11 protein-coding genes and 1 pseudogene are annotated in these 20163 nt (G+C 65.6%); 3 read left to right on the top strand and 9 right to left on the bottom strand.

Annotation, left to right across the window (positions count from 1 at the left end; genetic code table 11):
• Positions 1–199 precede the first annotated feature (199 nt).
• Positions 200–1315, top strand: a complete 1116-nt coding sequence (gene tssL / locus PQR02_RS27650) for a type VI secretion system protein TssL, long form (RefSeq protein ID WP_408238870.1) — start codon at positions 200–202, stop codon at positions 1313–1315.
• A gap of 208 nt (positions 1316–1523) precedes the next feature.
• Entirely contained in the window at positions 1524–1685 is a 162-nt protein-coding gene (locus tag PQR02_RS27645; protein WP_007182451.1) for a DUF1328 domain-containing protein, read from the top strand.
• Positions 1686–1996: 311 nt separating this feature from the next.
• Here the strand turns inward: PQR02_RS27645 and rfbC are convergent, their stop codons facing one another.
• The 7 genes from rfbC to PQR02_RS27610 form a co-directional block, all read right to left on the bottom strand.
• Positions 1997–2548 carry a dTDP-4-dehydrorhamnose 3,5-epimerase gene (gene rfbC / locus PQR02_RS27640; RefSeq protein ID WP_408238867.1) on the bottom strand — a complete coding sequence of 184 codons (552 nt, stop codon included), beginning with the start codon at positions 2546–2548 and terminating at the stop codon, positions 1997–1999.
• A 107-nt stretch (positions 2549–2655) separates the two neighbouring features.
• Entirely contained in the window at positions 2656–3651 is a 996-nt protein-coding gene (locus PQR02_RS27635; protein ID WP_408238864.1) for a GlxA family transcriptional regulator, read from the bottom strand.
• 857 nt (positions 3652–4508) lie between these two features.
• The gene (gene uvrA, locus PQR02_RS27630) at positions 4509–10394 is read right to left on the bottom strand and encodes an excinuclease ABC subunit UvrA (protein ID WP_408238861.1); all 5886 of its coding nucleotides are present in this window, start codon (positions 10392–10394) and stop codon (positions 4509–4511) included.
• Positions 10395–10878: 484 nt separating this feature from the next.
• Entirely contained in the window at positions 10879–12393 is a 1515-nt protein-coding gene (gene cuyB, locus PQR02_RS27625) for a cysteate racemase (protein WP_408238858.1), read from the bottom strand.
• Positions 12394–12567: 174 nt separating this feature from the next.
• A complete protein-coding gene (locus PQR02_RS27620; protein WP_408238855.1) occupies positions 12568–13881 on the bottom strand; it encodes an MFS transporter in 1314 nt (437 codons plus the stop codon).
• Between the two features lie 70 nt (positions 13882–13951).
• Positions 13952–15178 carry a CaiB/BaiF CoA transferase family protein gene (locus tag PQR02_RS27615; RefSeq protein ID WP_408238852.1) on the bottom strand — a complete coding sequence of 409 codons (1227 nt, stop codon included), beginning with the start codon at positions 15176–15178 and terminating at the stop codon, positions 13952–13954.
• A complete protein-coding gene (locus tag PQR02_RS27610; RefSeq protein WP_408238849.1) occupies positions 15175–16941 on the bottom strand; it encodes an acyl-CoA dehydrogenase family protein in 1767 nt (588 codons plus the stop codon). Before PQR02_RS27610 ends, PQR02_RS27615 begins: the two co-directional genes overlap by 4 nt.
• A 255-nt stretch (positions 16942–17196) precedes the next feature.
• On the opposite strand from PQR02_RS27610, the gene PQR02_RS27605 reads away from it, so the two are divergent.
• A complete protein-coding gene (locus tag PQR02_RS27605; RefSeq protein WP_408238846.1) occupies positions 17197–18141 on the top strand; it encodes a LysR family transcriptional regulator in 945 nt (314 codons plus the stop codon).
• On the opposite strand, the gene PQR02_RS27600 is transcribed toward PQR02_RS27605, so the two are convergent.
• Positions 18102–18428, bottom strand: a complete 327-nt coding sequence (locus PQR02_RS27600; protein ID WP_408238843.1) for a single-stranded DNA-binding protein — start codon at positions 18426–18428, stop codon at positions 18102–18104. The two genes, PQR02_RS27605 and PQR02_RS27600, sit on opposite strands and share 40 nt — an antisense overlap.
• Before the next feature lie 208 nt (positions 18429–18636).
• Positions 18637–19560 (bottom strand): annotated as a pseudogene (locus PQR02_RS27595) (LysR family transcriptional regulator).
• Positions 19561–20163 lie beyond the last annotated feature (603 nt).

The following is a 20163-nucleotide window of genomic DNA, read 5'->3' as shown; positions in this document are numbered from 1 at the left end:
AATGGCCAGGCGCTCGCGAACCGGACCCACTCCGCGCGACGGCAGCGCGCGCACGGCTCGCGGCCGGCAAACGGAATCGGAATGCGCGCGGCACGACCAGGCCAGCAGCGCCGAAGACTATTGCGCGCGCGGCTCATGCGCCGCAAACGGCGTCGTCGGACCCGATCGGTGCTTTCGCGGTGAACGGACGACGCACGCGATGACCGGCCCGGTCACGAATCCGTTACTCGCCGCGGCGCGCCCCGTGCTGCGTTCGCTGGCCAACGTCCCGCCATGGCTCGACACCGGCGAAGTCGACCCGTTTCGCAACCGCTTGCTGCGCGATCTGCGCGTGTTCCAGAAGCTCTGCGAACAGACCGACATCCGGCGCGACCATGTGCGTGACGCTCGCTATTGCCTGTGCACCGCGCTCGACGAAGCCGTCATGCGGACCACCTGGGGCAAAGGCGGCCACACCGGCGTCGAATGGAGCGACGCGAGTCTCGCCGCCGCGATGGGGGATGACCGTCAGGGCGGCGACCGTGTCTATCGTTTGATCGAGCAGTGGATGTCCGCGCCGCGAGAACATCTCGATGTGCTCGAAGTCGCTTACGTGATCCTCAACCTCGGCTTCAAGGGACGCTACCGCATCGCAGCAGACGGCACGCGCAAACTCGAAGCCGTCCGCCGACAACTGCGGGATGCGATCGTGGCATTGCGCAGTCCCAAGGCGGACGCATTGGTGTCGCGCGCACAATTCGAAGGGCAGGCGCTGCGCAAAGCGCCGCGCCGGTGGTCCGTGCTCTGGTTATCTCTGATCGTGCTGACAGCGATGGTGGCAGGGGCACTCGCCTTCGTCACTCACGATGGACAGAACAGGAGCGCCGGGACGCCGTCCGCCGCAGCGCCCAGTCGCGATCTGCACAGTCTTCTTGACGACGAAATCGCATCTGGCGTCGTCAGCCTCAAGGAGGACGCCTCTCGCACGTCGATCACGTTCCGCAACGACAGTATGTTTGCGCCGGGCGGCGCAAGTTTGAACCCGTCGCTGGCGCCTCTTGTCGCGAGAGTCGCTGCGGAACTCGCGAAGATGCCGGGCAAGGTGACGGTAAGCGGCTATACGGACAACGTCCCGATCCGCGGCCGCGACTTCGCGTCGAACCGGATATTGTCCGAACAGCGCGCGGAGCAGATCATGCGGCTACTCAAGGCAGCGGGCGTGTCCGCGAGCCGCATTGAAGCGGTCGGCCACGCGGACGCGGACCCGGTTGCCGATAACGGCACGGCTGAAGGCCGCGCGAAGAACCGCCGGGTCGAAATCACCGTTGCGCGGTAGGGGATGGCAACGAAGCGAGCATGGCGACGGCGAGTGCATCGCAACAGGTCAATACGATCGAAGAACGCACGCATGCTCGTCACCGCTGGACCGCTGGGCACACCTATTGCTGCATTCCGCTCAGCGGCAATAACTCGTCAAAGCACGCGGTGCACACGACGAATCGCCGTTTCGACGTTCATCCAGCAATCCATCGGTGGGAGGCCCCATGCTTCGATACGCTGCAATATTCTTCATCATCGCCATCATCGCCGCGGTATTCGGCTTTGGCGGCATCGCTGCCGGCGCAACGGAAATCGCCAAGGTCCTGTTCTTCATCTTCGTGGTGATCTTCCTCGTCACCCTGCTGATGGGCGTGATGCGACGCTGACCAGCGCGTCCGGTATCAACGCGCCAACAGTTGTCATGGACGCCCCGATGCAACGGCAAGCTCCAATGCAATACTTGCCGCACGGTATTGCAATAGTTGCTGCCCGCATCGGGGTTTCAATCTCTGCTCACCGCACATGCCACGTCAGACGCGAATCGCGCGCGCTCACTCGAAGCGGTGCCAGGCTGTCACGGCTTCTGTGACGCTATCAGCGGGTCATCATCTGTGCGGATCGCCGTCGGCGCAGTGTCGCTTTCGAGCTTGAGCATGCGAGCGCCCTCCTCGCAATGTCGTAAAAACTCACATGCAATTCAGGCGATGTTTTCCGCTTCGTAAAGACGGCGGCCGGCGGCATCCTTTGCGCCCAGGATCGGTTCGAAATCGATCGGCCACTCGATGCCGATGTCCGGATCGGACCACCAGATGCAGCGCTCCAGTTCAGGGAACCAGTACTCGGTGGTCTTCCACACGCACTCGGCGACATCGGACAGCACCACGAATCCGTGCGCAAAGCCCGGTGGCACCCACATTTGCCGCTGATTGGCCGCGCTCAGATGCGCGCCGCACCATTTGCCGAAGTTCGGCGAATTGAGACGCACATCCACGACGACGTCGAACACTTCGCCCGCCACCACCCGTATCAGGCGTCCCTGCGGACGTTGCACCTGATAGTGCAGCCCGCGCAACACGCGGCGCACCGCGCGCAAATGCCGGTCCTGCACAAAATTGAAACCTTGCGAGACGTCGTCGGCAAACTCGTCCGCACTGAAGCTCTCGAAGCAAAAGCCGAATTCGTCGCAGAACACCTCGGGCTCGATGAGCTGGACCTCCGGCAACGCCGTCGCCATTACCTTGTTGCCCATTGCCGCTATGCTCGTAAGAAGGCTGGCCGGCGAAATGACGGCCGCCGCTGCGGCCGCATCGAACGACGATGAGGCGCACCCGTCGGCACGGGCGCCTTGCTTACATGCTACGCCTCATTTGATACCCTGCTGCGCGCCCGATATTCCGTGGGTGAGAGCGCCATGCGCTTGCGGAAGATTTTCGCGAGGCGATCGCCGTTGCCGGTGCCGCTGCGGCGCGCGATCTTGTCGACCGGCAATTCGGTCTCGGTGAGGAAGTTGCACGCGATGCGCAGCCGCACCTGGAGCAGATAGTCCGAAGGCGTGACCTGCATTTCGTGCTTGAAGCGCCGCAGGAAATTGCGCTCGCTCATCGCCGCCACCTGCGCGGCGTCGGCCACCGACACCGGACGGTCGCAGTTCGCTTCCATCCAGCGCGCTGCGGCGCGGATTTTCTCGGCCACGCTGAGCGTGCCGCCTTCGGCCGGCAACGGCACCCATGTCGCGGCCATGCCTGGCATCACGCGGTCGGCGACGCTGCGCGCGAGTTCGGCGCCGAGGTCGCGCTTGATGAACATCAACGCACTGCGCGCGCAATCGTGCCGGTCGTTGATGGCGTTGAGCGCGGACTCGCTCGACGCGCCGCCGGGGTAGCGGTTCAGTTGCAGCCCGTCATGGTCGGTGGGGCCCGCCGCTTCCAGCACGAGCCGGCCGTCGCCGATCGTTTCGATCGCCCGGGTGCGCGCCTGCACCGTGCGCAGCCAGTTGAGCAGCCGTTCGTCGCGTGCGGCCTCGCGCGCACCGTAGCCGCCCGCGATGAACAGCACGTCGAAGCCGCTGCTATAGCGTGTGTCGATCCGTTCGGTCCAGATTCGCGCCGAGGACGAACTGGCGACGCTGCCGCCGTCCAGCGACAGAAACTGCACTTCGTAAGGCGGCTCCTCGCCGGCGCGCGAGCCCGCGAGTTCATTGGCGCTCTGGAACATCTCGACCACGGTCCCGGGCCCCAGCAGCCAGAAGCCGTCGAACAGCAAAATGCCGATTCGCCGCGCTGCAGTACGCACGTTCACGGTGGGCGTATGCAGCCAGGTAATTCTCGCAGTATCAAGGTGCATGTGCGGCATGATCTTTCCCCAAACGGTCATACGTTGTGGACCCCGATGCCCCGCTAGCCAGTTACGACGAGCGAATGGAATGATTACGGTTTAAACCGCCGGCAGCGCCGTTTAATGGATTATGCGTGATATTAGCGGAATAGATCGCTACAGTAAATTTGAAAAACAAAATGTCGTTACGCAGACGAATGTATGAAGAAAACAATTCTCGCGTGTTCGATATGATAGCGCCTCGCGTTCGCGGACCGTGCTGCAAACGCAGGGGGGCCAGCGCGGGTCCGTTGCCCGGAGAACCGCGTGCAGTCTCGCTTTCACACGATACAGTCAGAAACTCCCAGATCACGCAAAGCAAGACTTCACGGCGCCGACAAGTTTTCGCGGCCGTTCTAAAGTGTTTCAAATCTGAAAAACAATATCCGCAGATAATGCCCATTCAATCGGCTTTTATTCGCAAATCGGGAATTTATCGGCCTCATTCCGGTGATGAACCTCGATATGCCGACGTGTACCCATTTACTGGATTTCGCGACAATTTCCGGGGCGTTAAAAATTGATTCACTTTTGAAACATCCCGGTTTTTTTATGTATGAATTAAATGACCTTTTACAGAGCAAATCTATAAGTCGGATGATTAGCGCGGCGCAGCAATCGGACCGGGTAAGGAACTAGGTTTAGTTCACGTGGCCCACCAAAAGCCCGCAGCGCGACGGTCGCGGCGCGATCGTCGAGATGCCGGACTAGGGGTGAATCGCCCCTGCCGGAATACTTTCCGTGCGCCACGAGGCGGGGCTCTATCGACTCGTGCAAACCCACGCGCGCCACGGCCACGCAAAGCGGCACAAAGGCGTTTATGCCGCTTCGCTGCATCACCCGTTCGTGCCCTCGCCCGCGACGACAGCCGCGCCGTTCTGCGTTCGCGCAAGCACAGGCCGCAACGCCGCGCCGGTGTGACTGGCCGCGACCCGGGACAGTCCTTCCGGATCTGTCGCAGCGACGATCGCCCCGCCGCCCACGCCGCCTTCCGGACCGAGATCGATGATCCAGTCCGCCTCGGCAATCACATCGAGATCGTGCTCGATGACCACCACGCTATGGCCGCCATCCGCGAGACGATGCAGCACGCGAATCAGTTTCGCGACGTCAGCCATATGCAAGCCGACGGTCGGCTCATCGAGCACATACAGCGTGTGTGGCGGCTTCTGACCGCGCCGCGTGATGTCGTCACGCACTTTGCTCAACTCGGTGACGAGTTTGATCCGCTGCGCTTCGCCGCCCGACAAGGTGGGCGACGGCTGGCCGAGCGTCAGATAGCCGAGCCCGACATCTTTCATCAACCGCAACGGATGGGCGATGTTCGAAATGGGCGCGAAGAACTCGACGGCTTCGTCGATTTCCATCGTCAGCACGTCGCCGATATTCTTGCCGCGCCACGTGACCGCGAGCGTCTCGGGATTGAAGCGCTGCCCATGGCAAACGTCGCACGGCACTTTCACATCGGGCAGGAAGCTCATGCCGATCGTGCGCACACCCTGCCCCTCACAAGCCGGACAACGCCCTTCGCCGGTGTTGAACGAGAACCGCGAGGCCGTGTAGCCGCGCGCGCGCGCTTCCAGCGTGCCCGCGAACAGCTTGCGGATCGCGTCCCACACGCCGATATACGTGGCGGGACACGAGCGCGGCGTTTTGCCGATCGGCGTCTGATCGACTTCGAGCACACGGTCGATGCTCTCCCAGCCGCTGATCGAGTCGCAGCCTTGCCATGCATGCGTGACGGTCAGCGGCGCCCGCGGCGCCGAGCGCGCCAGCACACTGGAGCGCCGGTTCGCGGCAGGTTTGTCTTCGGCCGCCGCGCGCGCACGCCGCGTGGCCGGCGACGACAGCACCGAGCGCCCGACCGCATCCAGCAGATTGGTCATCAGCACATCGCGCGCAAGCGTCGACTTGCCGGACCCGCTGACGCCGGTCACCGCCACCAGCCGCGACAGCGGAATGCCGACCGTCACATTGCGCAAGTTATGCAGCTTGCCGCCATGCACGGTCAGCCAGTTCTCCGGCACCGCGGCCGCGCGTTTGCCCGGCGCGACCACTTCACGGCGCGGCTGCAACGGATGCACGATGGGCTGCGCGAGAAACTGCCCGGTGAGTGAATCGGGCTGCGCCGACAGGTCCGCCACGCTGCCCTGCGCGATCAGCGTGCCGCCGCGTTTGCCCGCGCCCGGCCCGATGTCGATGATATGATCGGCACGGCGGATCGTGTCTTCGTCATGCTCGACGACGACCAGCGTATTGCCCTTCTCGCCCAGCTTGCGCAGCGCGTTCAGCAGAATCTGGTTGTCGCGCGGATGCAGGCCGATGGTCGGCTCGTCGAGCACGTAGCACACGCCTTGCAGGTTGCTGCCGAGTTGCGCCGCGAGCCGGATGCGCTGTGCTTCGCCGCCCGACAGGCTCGGCGCCGCGCGATCGAGACTCAGGTAGCCGAGCCCGACCTCTTCGAGAAACTGCAGGCGGCTACCGATCTCGCTGATCACGTCGCGCGCGATTTCCGCGTCACGGCCGGTCATTTCCAAGGTGTCGATCCACGCGCGCGTGTCCGACACGGTCCATTGCGCGACGTCGACGATTGCCTGCGAGTTGAACGTGACCGCGCGGGCAGTCGGGTTCAGGCGCGTGCCCGAGCAATCCGGACATGGTTCGTCGACGAGGCCTTCGGGTTCCTGCTCCTCCGACGGCAAGCTCTGCTCGCGGCCGCGATTGTCGTCGACGACGATCGTGTCGTCATAGGCGGCGCGTTGTTCGCGTGTGAGCGACAGCCCCGTGCCGACGCAGGTCGTGCACCAGCCGTGCTTGCTGTTGTACGAGAACATGCGCGGGTCGAGTTCGGGATAGCTCGTGCCGCACACCGGACACGCGCGTTTGGTGGACAGCACCTTCACCGCGCCGAGTTGCGCCGTGGGACGGCCGCCGTTGATCGCGTCATGCAGACCATCGAGCGGCGCGAGCAGGTGCATCACGCCCTTGCCCGCTTCCAGCGTGCGGTCGAGCGCCTCGCGCAATTCGGCCTCATGGTCCGCCGACACGACGAGGTCGGTCACCGGCAATTCGATCGTGTGTTCACGGAAGCGGTCGAGCTTCGGCCACGGGTCCACCGGCACGAACTCGCCATCCACGCGCAGGTGCGTATTGCCGCGCGCTTTGGCCCATTTCGCGAGATCGGTATAGACGCCCTTGCGGTTCACCACGAGCGGCGCCAGAAAACCGACGTGCTGGCCTTTGTGATCGCGCAATAGCTGCGCCGCGATGGATTCCACGCTTTGCGACGTGACCGGCGCGCCGTCGTGAATGCAATGCTGCAAGCCGAGCTTCACGTAGAGCAGCCGCAGGAAGTGCCATACCTCGGAGGTGGTCGCCACGGTGCTCTTGCGGCCGCCGCGCGAGAGCCGCTGTTCGATCGCGACGGTCGGCGGAATGCCGTACACCGCGTCGACTTCGGGCCGCCCGGCCGGCTGCACGATGGAACGCGCATACGCATTCAGTGATTCGAGATAACGGCGCTGCCCTTCGTGGAACAGGATGTCGAAAGCGAGCGTGGACTTGCCCGAACCGGACACGCCGGTAATCACGTTGAACTTGCCGTGCGGGATGTCCACGTCCAGCGCTTTCAGGTTGTGCTCACGCGCATTGACGATGCGCACCACGTCCTCGCCTTCGATCGCCCGCCGCGCGCGCGCCGCGCTCAGCGCCTTTTGCAACGGCATGCCCGGCGACTCGGGCGCGGCCGCCGCGTCCATTGCGCGGTCGTATTGCAGCAGCGCTTCGCCCGTATGCGATTGCGGGCACTGCTTGACCTCTTCCGGCGTGCCCGCGCACAGCACGCGGCCGCCACCGTCGCCGCCTTCGGGACCGAGGTCGATCAGCCAGTCGGCCGCGCGAATCACGTCGAGATTGTGCTCGATCACGATCAGCGAATGACCGCTGGCAAGCAGTTTGCCGAACGCCTGCATCAGCTTGGCGATGTCGTCGAAATGCAGGCCGGTGGTCGGTTCGTCGAACATGAACAGACGCCTCGCGACCGGCTGCTTCGCGCTGCGCGCACTGCGCGCCTGCGCCGATTCGGCGAGGAAGCCCGCGAGCTTGAGCCGCTGTGCCTCGCCGCCGGAGAGCGTGGGCACCGGCTGGCCCAGTTTCACGTATTCGAGGCCGACATCGATGATCGGCTGCAGCACGCGCAATACTTCGGCATCCTTTGCAAAGTAGGCGGCGGCCTCGCTGACGGTCAATTCCAGCACGTCGGCGATACTCAGCGCGCGCGCCGGCTCGCCGCGCTCGATCTTCACTTCGAGCAGTTCCGCGCGATAGCGGCGCCCGTCGCAATCCGGACAGCGCAGATACACGTCGCTCAGGAACTGCATTTCGATGTGTTCGAAACCCGAGCCGCCGCAGGTCGGACAGCGGCCGTCGCCCGAGTTGAAGCTGAACATGCCGGGGCCGTAGCCGCGTTGCTGCGCGAGCGGCGCCTTCGCGAACAGCTTGCGGATTTCGTCGAATGCGCCGACATAGCTCGCCGGATTCGAGCGCGCGGTCTTGCCGATCGGCGACTGGTCGACGAACACCACGTCGGTGACCTGATCCGCGCCGGTCAGGCTTCTGAACGCCCCCGGCGCTTCGGTGGCGAGTCCGAAGTGCCGGGCCATGGCCGGATGCAGCACGTCCTGCAGCAAGGTCGATTTGCCGGAGCCCGACACGCCCGTCACGCAGACGAGCCGCTGCAACGGAATTTCGACCGTGACATCGCGCAAATTGTGTTCCGTCGCGCCTTCGAGCACGATGCGCGGCGTGTTGGTGTCCACCGGACGTTGCGACCAGTGCGCCGCGTCCGCCACATGCCGACGGCCACCCAGATACTCGCCGGTGAGCGTGCCGGACGCGCGGATCGCCTCCGGCGCGCCGTCGAAAATGATCGAGCCGCCGCGCTCACCCGGCCCCGGGCCCATGTCGATCAGCCGGTCCGCCGCGAGCATCACCGACGGATCGTGCTCGACCACCACCAGCGTATTGCCCGCGTCGCGCAGCCGGTGCATTGCTTCGACGATCCGGTTCAGATCGCGCGGATGCAGGCCGATGCTCGGTTCGTCGAGCACGAACAGCGTTTTGGTGAGCGACGTGCCGAGCGCCGTGGTCAGGTTGATCCGCTGCACCTCGCCGCCCGACAGCGTGCGGCTTTGCCGGTCGAGCGTCAGATAACCGAGGCCGACGTCGCACAGGTATTTGAGGCGTGTGCGCACTTCGGTGAGCAGCAGCTTCAGCGCATCGTCGAGCAACGCGCTCGGCAGGCTGATCCCGTCGAAGAAGCGGCGGATGCGCTCGATCGGCATCAGCATCAGGTCGTGCACGGTCAGGCCCGGCAACGCTTCGAGCTGCGCGCGCGACCACTGAACGCCGCGCGGCATGAAGCGCTGGGCGGACGGCAATACGTCGTCCGCGTTCGCTTTGCTGCCGAGGCGCCACAGCAGCGACTCCGTTTTCAGACGCGCGCCGCCGCAGGTTTCGCACGGCGTGTAGCTGCGGTACTTCGACAGCAGCACGCGAATATGCATCTTGTACGCTTTGGATTCGAGATATTCGAAGAAGCGCTTGACCCCGTACCAATGGCTTTGCCACTTGCCGTTCCAATCCGGCGAACCGTTGATGACCCAGTCGCGCTCGGCGTCCGTCAGCTCGCCCCACGGCGTGCCGCGGCGGATATCGGCCTTCGCCGCGTAGCGCATCAGGTCGTCCTGGCATTCTTTCCAGGCGGGCGTTTGCATCGGCTTGATCGCGCCGTCGCGCAGCGTCTTGCGTGCGTCGGGAATCACGAGGCCCAGATCGACGCCGATCACGCGGCCGAACCCGCGGCAGACGTCGCACGCGCCGTAGGCCGAGTTGAACGAGAACAGCGCCGGTTGTGGATCGGCATAGCGCAGATCGCTTTCCGGACTGTGCAGGCCGGTGGAGAAACGCCAGATTCGCGGCTCGGCGGCCTGACTCTGCGGCCCGTCCGGCGTGGCCGGCAGCACGTAAATGTTGACGCGCCCGCCGCCGCGCTTGAGCGACGCCTCGATCGCCTCGATCACCCGCTGCTTGTCGACCGAACGCAGGCGGAAGCGGTCGGCCACCACGTCGAGCAACTTGCGCCTGCCGGTGGGCGAATCGACCTCGCGCTGCGCCTGCACGCGCGTGTAGCCGCTCGCCGACAGCCACTGCTCGACTTCCTGCTCGGACGCGGACTCCGGCAACTCGACGGGGAACGTGACGACCAGCCGCGGCTCGTCTTGCGCGGTGCGTTCGAGCAATTCGGCGTAGATGGTTTCCGGCGTGTCGTGGCGCACCTGCTGCGCGGTCTTGCGGTCGAACAGTTCGGCCGCGCGCGCATAGAGCAGCTTCAGGTGATCGTTGAGTTCCGTCATGGTGCCGACGGTTGAGCGCGAACTGCGCACCGGGTTGGTCTGGTCGATCGCGATGGCGGGCGGCACGCCGTCCACCCGGTCGACTTGCGGCCGGTCCATGCGGTCCAGAAACTGCCGGGCGTAGGCGCTGAAGGTTTCGACGTAGCGCCGCTGTCCTTCCGCGTACAGTGTGTCGAACACGAGGCTCGATTTGCCCGAGCCGGACGGCCCGGTGACGACCGTCATTTCGCCGGTTCGCACGTCGAGATCGATGTTCTTGAGGTTGTGCTGGCGGGCGCCGCGAATCTTGATAGTGCCGTTAGATGACAATTTTTCCGACCGTCTAAATGAGTGGGCCACCTCTCACGGACGCCTCGCGACCGCGCAAGTTCGGTGCAGCCGGCGGCGGCGCGCCCACGCGGTGAACGCGTGACGCGCACAGGAGCCCCGGCTTGAAACGGGATACTATACTGTATATCTATACAGTTTTCCATGACGCGGAATGGCTGTGTTGGCGCAGCGCTGTGGGCCGCGAGCGGCGATAGAAACCCGCGCCGTTCAACGCGGCAGCAAGCGTCGTACCGGTCTGGAAGGGACGGTTTGAGCCGCGCGCAGCGGCGGCGGGCGCAAGGAGAGCAAGGGCCCAGGGGTGCCAGGGGTGCCTGGAGGTGCCAGGGGCCGCCAGGGGGTGCCCGGAGGAGCCAGAAGGGCCACGGGGTGCCAGACGGCGAGGCATTGCGGAACATCTCCCCTCCCACCCGCCACGTACCGCACGCATCCGGCACACAGGCAAGCGAGCGACGGCCACTCGCCATCAGCCGTATGCGCTTTCCACGCCGCCCCCGCCGCCCCCGGCTAACTCCGCCGAGCCGGTCACCGCGCGTTGCGCACCGCTGCCGCCCAGCGCATACGCGACGCAGCGCCGCGCCAGCACCTCGGTCGGATCGACGAGCCGCACCACCCGCCCGCCCGGGCAGGCCAGCACGGCATCACGCAGCAACAGCGGCAACTCGGTGCAGGCCAGCACGATCACCTGCACGCCTTGAGCAACCAGATCGTCGACGGCGGCCGCGAGGTCGTCGCCGCATTCGCCCGAGGTGTAGCCCGCCTTCGCGCCGCGCGGGCCGTAGACGGCGCTCATCAGCCGCGCCTGCGCAGGCGCGCCCGGCGCGATCTGCGCGAAGCCGCGCGCGTCGAGCGCCTGTTCGTAGACCCGGCTCGCCAGCGTGCCGGAGGTGGCCAGCACGCCGACTTCGCGCAAGCCGGGGAACGTCTCGCGCAGGTAATCGGCGGTACAGGTGAGCATGTTGACGATCGGAATGGCCAGCCCCGGCTGGATCCGCTCGACGAATGCATGCGCGGTATTGCACGGAATCGCGATCAGATCCGCGCCGCCTTCTTCCAGGGTCTTGCACGCGGCATACAGCGCGAGCGTCGGGTCGTCGCCGTCGCCGACGAGCGCGTCGGTGCGGTCGGGAATCTGCGGATTCTGTTCGACGATCACCTTGATGTGGTCCTGGTCGCGCGTGGCCGGCGTATTGCGGACCAGCTTGGCCATGAAATCGACCGTCGCCGCCGGCCCGACGCCACCCACCACACCCAGCTTGAAACGCCGCTCCTGCTGCGTGTAGCGGCCCGCCGCGACATAGCGCGCGTAGACCTGATTGGTATCGACGAGCGGCACCTCGAACGGGCCGAGCGCGCGCGACACGAGGCCGATTTCGGCCAGTCCCGGCACGATGATCTCGGCGCCCTGCGCGACCAGATCCGCGCAAGCCGCGCGCAGCAGCTCGACGGGCCGGCCGTGCACGCGCCCGTTGCGGATGCCCTCGTCGCCATACACGGCGCTCGTCACGCAGTCCACGCCGCTGCCGTCACGCGGATGCAGCACGCTAAAGCGCGGGGCGTCGAAATAACGCTCAAAGAGGCCGTCTTCGCGGATGGCCCCGGCAGTCAGCACACCGATCCGCCGCGCCGACGGAAACGTGCGCCGCACATGTGCGAGCAGCGCCGTCATGATGTTGGCGACCGGCACGGCAAGATTCGCGGTGAGTTCGTCGATGAAGGTATGACTGAGAAAGCACGGCAGCACGATCGCATCGACACCGCGTTTTTCGAACGCGCGCATCGTGTCGAACATGTGGATCTTGAACTGCGCATTCGCCGCGTGCGGCGCAGCCAGGCCTTGCCAGCTGCGCGGCTCCAGCACCGGGTCGAACGACCGCGCCGCGCCTGCGCCACGCGACGCAGCGCTCATCCTGCTCAGGATGTCGGCGCTGGCGAATTGCGCTGCGCCAGCCGCCACACCCAGCGAACGAAACCGATTCATGTTGACTTCCCCCGTCGTCTTGTCCGCACGCCTGAAGGCCCGGCGGCGTTTGCGCTTGAGGATGACATCATGTCGGCTGCGCATGACGTGGGGTTAACCACGAAAAACGATCTCCTGCCCGGTTCTTTCGCATTTTTTCCCGCGCCACCGCTCGCCGCGCGGGAAAACGGCGGACTAAGCCGCCTCTACGGCGCCCTGCGCCGCGCCCCGCTTGCGGCGCTCCAGCGTACCGATGCACACCAGCGAAACGCCAGCCAGACAGCTATAGAACACCGCGAGGGGCCACCACGCGCCCGGATACCGATGGGCGAGCACGGTGCCGATCAGCGGCGTCAAGCCGCCGGCCAGCGCGGCGCACACCTGGTAGGACAACGAAATCGCTGAATACCGGACCCGCACCGCGAACGCGGTCGACATGAAGCCGGCCATCACCGCATACGAACTCGACATGCACATCACCGCCAGCGCTATGCCGGTCACGATCGCCACCGGCCGCCCCGTGGAGACCAGCGCGAACATCGGATACGGCGACAGCATCGCCAGCGCGGCCGCGCCCTTCAGGAAGCGTCCCGTGCCGATACGCTGCGCGAACCAGCCCGAGCCGAGCTGCGTGAACAACTGGATGAACGCGACCACGAACAGGCAATCGAGAATCAGCGAACGATCCAGCCCGAGCGTCTGCGTCGTGTAATTGAGCATGAAGGTGTTGACGAACCACGCGCCCGCCACGCCGATCACGTTCGCGCCGAGGCACAGCAACACGGTGCGCCACGCGTCGCGCAGCACTTCGGCGACCGGCAGCGCGGCCACCCGGCGTTGCGCCTTCAGCGCGTTGAATTCCGGCGATTCGTCGACCCCCGAGCGGATCAGCAGGCCGACCACCAGCAGCACCGCGCTGGCGAGAAACGGCAGGCGCCAACCCCAGGCGAGAAACGCCTCCTTGTCCATCGACGCCACCGCGCGAAACGCCAGCAGCGACAGGATCAACCCCGCCGGACTGCCGAGCTGCGCGAACGACGCGAAGAACGTGCGCTGGCCTTTGGGCGCATGTTCGCTCGCCATCAGCACCGCGCCGCCCCACTCGCCGCCGATCGCGATGCCCTGCGCGACGCGCAGCAGCACCAGCAGCACCGGCGCCCAGGTGCCGGCGCTCGCGTAGGTCGGCAGGAAACCGATGCCGACCGTGCCGGCGCCCATGATCGCGAGCGTCGCGACCAGCGCTTTCTTGCGGCCGATGCGGTCGCCCAGGTGGCCGAACACGAGGCCGCCGAAGGGCCGCGCGAAAAAGCCGACCGCGAAGGTGCCGAACGAAGCGAGCGTCGCGAAGAACGGATCGCTGCCGGGGAAGAACAGCTTGCCGAAGATTAGCGCGGACGCCGTGGCGTAGATGTAAAAGTCGTACCACTCGATGGTGGTGCCGACAAACGCGGCAGCCGCCGCGCGCTTGGGTTGCCGGGTGACGGCGTGTTGGTCAGGCTCGCGATTCATGTCGGTGTCTCCAAGATCCTTTTTTCGGAAGGCGCGGCTTCTGCGTGCCGTCGCCGCAATACCGCGGGCGCTAGCTCTCGATCATGTCGGCCTTGAGCACGCCCGCTTCGAACAGACGCTGCTGGGTGGCTGCGTCGATACCCAATGCGTCGAGCACCTCGCGGGTATTCGCGCCGAGCGCCGGCGGCGCGCTGCGATAGGTGGCCGGCGTGCGCGACAGCTTGATCGGCGACGCGGTGCCGCGATACTCGCCCAACTCGATCACCATCGCGCGATGCAAGGTGTGCGGATGCTGCGCGACGACATCGACGCTTTGCACCGGACCGCACGGCACGCCCGCGTTGATCAGCGCGTGCGCGAGCGGTTCGCACTCGTGCGGCGCGAGCAGGCTTTCGAGCGCCGCCTTCAGCGGCTCGCGATGCGCGCAGCGGCTGCGGTTGTCGGCGTAGCGCGGATCGCCGGCGAGTTCGGGCGCGCCGAGATGCGCGCATAGCTTCGCGAACTGGCGGTCGTTGCCGACCGCGAGAAAGATCGGCGCGGTCGCGGTGCGGTAGCTGTCGTAAGGCGTGATGTTCGGATGCGCGTTGCCGCTGCGCTGCGGCGTGCGGCCCGAACCGAAATAGTTCGGCAGATGCGGATGCAGCAGCGACACGCCGCAGTCGTAGAGCGCGATGTCGATCGACTGGCCGCGCCCGCTTTGCGCGCGCTCGGCGAGCGCGAGCAGAATGCCGGCGAGCGCATTCAGCCCCGTCACCATGTCGACGACCGGCAGGCCGACGCGCGTGGCGGGGCCGTCGCGCTCGCCGTTCACGCTCATCAGGCCGGTCATCGCCTGGATCGCGGCGTCGTAGCCTGGCAAGCCGCCGAGCGGACCGTCGGGGCCGAAGCCCCACACCGCGCAGTGAATCAGCTTCGGAAAGCGTTCGCGCAAGTCGCGCTCGTAGTCCATGCCCCAGCGGGCCAGCGTGCCGGGCTTGAAGTTTTCGACCAGCACGTCGGCGTCTTCGAGCAGCTTCCACAGGATCGCGCGGCCTTCGTCGCGCGACAGATCGACCGCGATCCCCTGCTTGTTGCGGTTCACGCCCGCGAAGTACCACGCGGTGTCGCCGTAAAACGGCGGGCCCCAGCCGCGCGTTTCGTCGCCATCGGGCGGTTCCAGCTTGATCACCTGGGCGCCGTGATCGGCGAGCGCCTGCGTGCAGTACGGACCGCCGAGCACGCGGCTCAGGTCGATCACCTTGATGCCATGCAGCGCGCCCCGGCTGTTGCCAGCGGTCTGGTTCACGGATGGGATCATTGTTCGCCCCCTGCCGGCAGCAGTTGCAGCGCTTCGCCGAGTGTGATCTCGCGGCCCTCGATCAGCGCGTCGATCACCGCGATGTCGTCAGTCGCCGTATGCAAATCGAGCGGATCGGATGGCAGCAGCTTGTGACGCACCACCAGATGCGCCAGCGCGAGCCGCCGGTAATCCGGGGCGAGTTGCACGCCTTCGCAGGCCATCAGCACGGCCGTGCTCGCGTGATAGAGCGCCGAGCCGGCCTGCCGGACCCATTCGTCGCGACCCGAATCGGCGACGTGCGCGAGCGCGTCGCAAGCACGCGTCAAGGTCGAGCGCAGCAACGCGAGGCTGGCCGCGGGCAGGCCGGCCGCGCCGAGCAGATCCTGCAGATAGTGGCGCAACGGTTCGAGCGCGCCGTCGCGTTTGGCTGCCCGCGCGATGTCGAGCGCGACGATGTTGCTGGTGCCTTCCCAGATCGAACCGAGATGCGCGTCGCGCACGAGCCGCGCGTCACTCCATTCCTCGATGTAGCCGGTGCCGCCGCGCACTTCCATGGCGTCGCCGGTCACGCGGCGCGCGTCGCGGCACGCGCGGAACTTGATCAACGGCGTGAGGATGCGCACGCACTTCGCCGCCTGGCGGTCGCCGGCGTCGGCCTGCGGGAGCAGCAGCGCGATCCGCATGAACATCGAGCGCGCCTGTTCGGCGGGCAGCATCATCTTCAGCAATTGCCGCTGCATCAGCGGCATGTCGATCAGCTTGCGGCCGAACGCCTCGCGATTGCGCGCGATGTGGAGCGCCTCAGTCAGCGCGCGGCGCATCAGGCCGGCCGCGCGCACGCCGTTCGACAGCCGCGACATGTTGATCATGTCGGCCATCTGGTGAAAGCCGCGCCCCACTTCGCCGATCAGATAGGCCTGCGCGCCTTCCAGCACGATCTCGCCGCTCGCCATCGAACGGCTGCCGAGCTTGTCCTTCAGACGCACGATCCGGTAGCGGTTGCGCGAGCCGTCGGGCAGCGTCTTCGGCAGCAGGAACAGGCCGAGGCCGTTGATGCCGGGCGGCGCGTCGTCAGGACGCGCGAGCACCATCGCGAGATCGGCGTCGGGGTTCGAGCAGAACCATTTGTCGCCGTACAGACGCCACGCCGCGTCGCCGTTCGCGTCGGTTTCGAGCGCCGCGCGCGTGGCGATGCGCGCGACGTCGGAGCCGGCCGCCTGTTCGGTCATGAACATCGCGCCCTGGAACAGCGTGTCGAAATCGCGCGAGGCGAGCATCGGCAGGAAACGCGCGACCAGTTCCGGCGCGCCGAACTTGCGCAGCGTGCGTGTGAGCGAATCGGTCATGCTGACGGGGCAGCACAGGCCGAATTCCGCCTGCACGAACAGGAAGGTCAGCGCATATTTGACGAGCGGCGGCGGCGGTGTCTTGCCGTTGCGGGTGTCGTGGCTCATCGACGCGAGACCCAGCTCGGCGTACGCGACGCGTTCCAGCGCGACGTAGTCGGGATGCTTGTCGATGCTTTGCAGCGCTTCGCCGCGCCGCGTTCGATAGCGCAGCTGCGGCGGGTTCTTGTCGGCGGACAGCGCCCACATGTCGAGTGCGTCGGACGCGCGCTGGCCCAGCGCAACGAGCTGGCTTTCCAGCCCGCGATACAGCGCCTCGCCGAGATGCAGCCTGATGAGGCGCGCGAAGTCCGGATCGCTGGTGTAGAAGTTGATGCCCCGGCTATCGGGAATATTGGACGAGCCGTGTGCCGCCTGCGCGGTGATGTCGCTCATGCTTGTCTCCTGTCGACCAGAGTTGGCGCTTTAGCGCCTTACTCTGGTCCCATGCAATTTATTGCGGTCGACCAGAGTTGCCGCTTTAGCGCTTACTCCGGTCCCATGCAATTGATTGCGGTCGACCAGAGTTGCCGCTTTAGCGCTTACTCCGGTTGCGTTGTGGGAAGAGCATAGAAGCGGCTTCGATAATCGTCTAATACAACTTATATCCGGTACGATAGACATGGCTTATCGTCAAAAACGGAGACTGGTGTGGACCTGAAGCAATTGCGCTATTTCACGGCGGTCGCCGAGGAGCTGCATTTCGGCCGCGCGGCCAAGCGGCTGTTCATTTCGCAGCCGGCCTTGAGCTTCGACATCCGCAAGTTCGAGGAACAGCTCGGCGTGCAGCTACTCGCACGCACCAACAAGTCGGTCGCGCTGACCAACGCCGGCCAGGTGCTGCTCGGCGAAGCGCGGCGTTTGCTGTTGCAGGCGGCCGAAGCCGAGCGCATCACGGTTCGCTCTGCGCATGGCCTCGCCGGCCGCTTACGGATCGGCTTCGTGAATTCGATGCTGTACCGTGGCATGCCGCAGGCGGTGAGCCGCTTCGAGGCCGACTATCCGGGCGTCGAAGTCGTGCTGAAGGAGATGAACACCAGCGAGCAGGTGCATGCGATCCAGCGGATGCAGATCGACATGGGCTGCGCGCATTGGGGCAATTTCCCGTCCGGCGCGATCTCCACGCCGGTGTTTTCCGAACCTTTCCTATGCTGTCTGCCGGCCGATCATCCGCTCGCGCGCAAGGGCCGCGTCGATCTGCGCGCGCTCGCGCAGGAGCCGTTCATTCTGTTTCCGCGCACCGTGTCGCCGCATTATCACGATCTGATCATCGCGCAGTGCGTGAGCGCGGGCTTCAGTCCGTTGATCCGGCATGAGGCGCGCTTGTGGCAGACCGTCGTCACGATGGTCGGCTTCGGGATGGGGGTCGCGCTGGTGCCGTATACGTTGCGGCAGGTGCAGGACCCGCGGGTCTGCTTTCTGCCGTTGCGCGGCGAGACGCTGCTATCGCAAGTGCTGCTGTTGCGCAGGAGCGGCGACGCGGAGCCGGTCGCCGACCGCTTCGTCGAGTATCTGAACGAGGCTGGCGGCAAGTCCGCGAAAACTTCTCTGCCGGCTCATGCGCCTCGCTCAGCTTCGTCGCGGCGGCCGTCGTAGGCCGTTAGCAGCTTGTGGGCGATCATGTCCACGGCCGGCTTGACGAGGCCATTCTTGTCCGTCCAGACCTTGGGCGTCAGGGTGCCGCTCAGCGCGACGCTGTCGGCGTCGCTCAATGCGAGCAGCGCGGTTTGCACGTCGTCGTCGAACGCGATCACGTTGACGAAGATCGTGTCGCCGTCGTTGGTGGCCGCCCGCACCTTGCAGGTCACGAAGCGCCTGCCGTTCTGTCCCGTGCGGATCTGCGCCTCGCCATATAAACGTCCGCCCACCAGTCCTTCGATCATCGTGTTGCTCCTGTGATTGCGTGCCCATGGAGATGTCCATCGGGCGTGCTGTGCAAAAAGCGCTGTCGCCCGGCACGGTGCGTATGACCCCATGAGAAGGCACGCTGTCTGGGAAAACAAGCTGTCGCGCGCTGGATTGGCGAACGGCGCTGGCTTGCCAATTGCCCGTTGTGAGCCGAGGGCTGGTGATCCGTCAGTTACGCGCCGATCAACCGCCGGCTACCAGATCCACGCCGCGCACGAGGCGTTTCGCAAGGCGCGGCTGCCGCAACTGTTCGAGCCACCATTGCAGCGCGCGTCCCTCATGATCGCCGCGCCACGCGACATACAACACGTTCGGTTCGCGCGGGTCGGCGCTCGCTTTCTCGACCAGTTCGCCCTTCTTCAGCAGCGACGCCACCCGCTGGCGCGGCAGCCATCCGACACCCAGGCCGTCGCGCTGCGCGAGAATCTTCGCCCGCATACTCGGCACCGCCAGCGACGCCTGTCCGCCTATCAATCCGTACGCGCGCCCCGCCGTCGCACGCGACGAATCGGCCACCACCACCGCGCGATGCTCGAGTATCCGCTCGCGGCCGAGCGGCCCCTCGGCGGCCGCCAACGGATGACGCGGCGACACCGCGAACACCCAGTCCATCACGCCGAGTTCGAACCAGCGCAGGCCGGGAATCGCGGGCGGCTCATTGGTCGCGCCGACGATCAGATCCGCGCGGCCGTCGCGCAGCGCCTCCCACGTGCCGCTCAACACTTCGTGCGTGAAGCGCAGCTTGACGCCGGAGTTCAGCGCATCGAATGCGCGCACCACGGGCATCAGCAATTCGAATTCGAGGATCTAGTCCGTGACCACCCACAGCCGGTCTTCCCAGCCGCTCGCGATCTGCCGCACGCGCTGCGTCATGCGCGCCATGTCGAGCATCAGACGCGCGGCCTCGTCGGCGAGAAGCTGGCCGGCGGGCGTCAGTTGCAGACGGTAGCGGCGCCGGTCGAACAGCAGCGCGTCGAAGCGCGTTTCGAGTTGGCGCGCCGCATGCGAAACAGTGGACGGCGCCTTGCCCAGACGCGCCGCCGCTCGCGACAGGCTGCCAGTCTCGCGAATCGCGTCGAGCAAAGCCAGTTCGTCTTCCGACAACATGTTCCATTCCTTCGAACGAGTTCGACGTAAGGATGGTACGGCAAAGGGGAGTTGGTCATCTGGAGGTGTTCGGCTACAAGCCGCTGGTGTTCCAAACCGGCGGTCTGGCGGCCGCCCTTGACGCGCTGAAACGACACACGAAGTCGAATTGCTGTGAGCCGATCTGCCGCTGAACGCGGCGGTGCAGTTCGACGATGCTGCGCGATCCGGAAGGGAATCTGATCAATATTTTTTGGCCGCGACGGGCTGCGGGGTGAGAGCGCGTGCGGGTCGTGTGTGCATGGGGTTGCGCGTGCGCGGGGGTTGCGCGTGCGCTGTGATGGCGTTGGCGTTGGTGTTGGCTCGCCGCCATTCATAGGTATTTCCAAGGTAGTAAGAGCGTGATAGAGACCGCACTCTTCGCAATGGACACGAATATTTGTCGATATTCGTGACGTTAGCGCAGGGGATGAATGTTTTTATGCGTCGCAGGTAGTCCTGACAATTATTTGCATATCTCCTATGGACTCCGTAAAGACGCGGTCTGGATAATTTGCGTTTCGGCGCACTCGTTCACCACGAAGGTGCTGCACTCGAAGCAGCGTGGCCGCATCACGGACTGGT

The organism is Paraburkholderia sediminicola, from assembly GCF_046026895.1.
Lineage (GTDB): Bacteria > Pseudomonadota > Gammaproteobacteria > Burkholderiales > Burkholderiaceae > Paraburkholderia > Paraburkholderia sediminicola_C.
The sequence above is the reverse complement of the archived record's forward strand: the minus strand, read 5'-3'. Positions and strand labels throughout refer to the sequence as shown.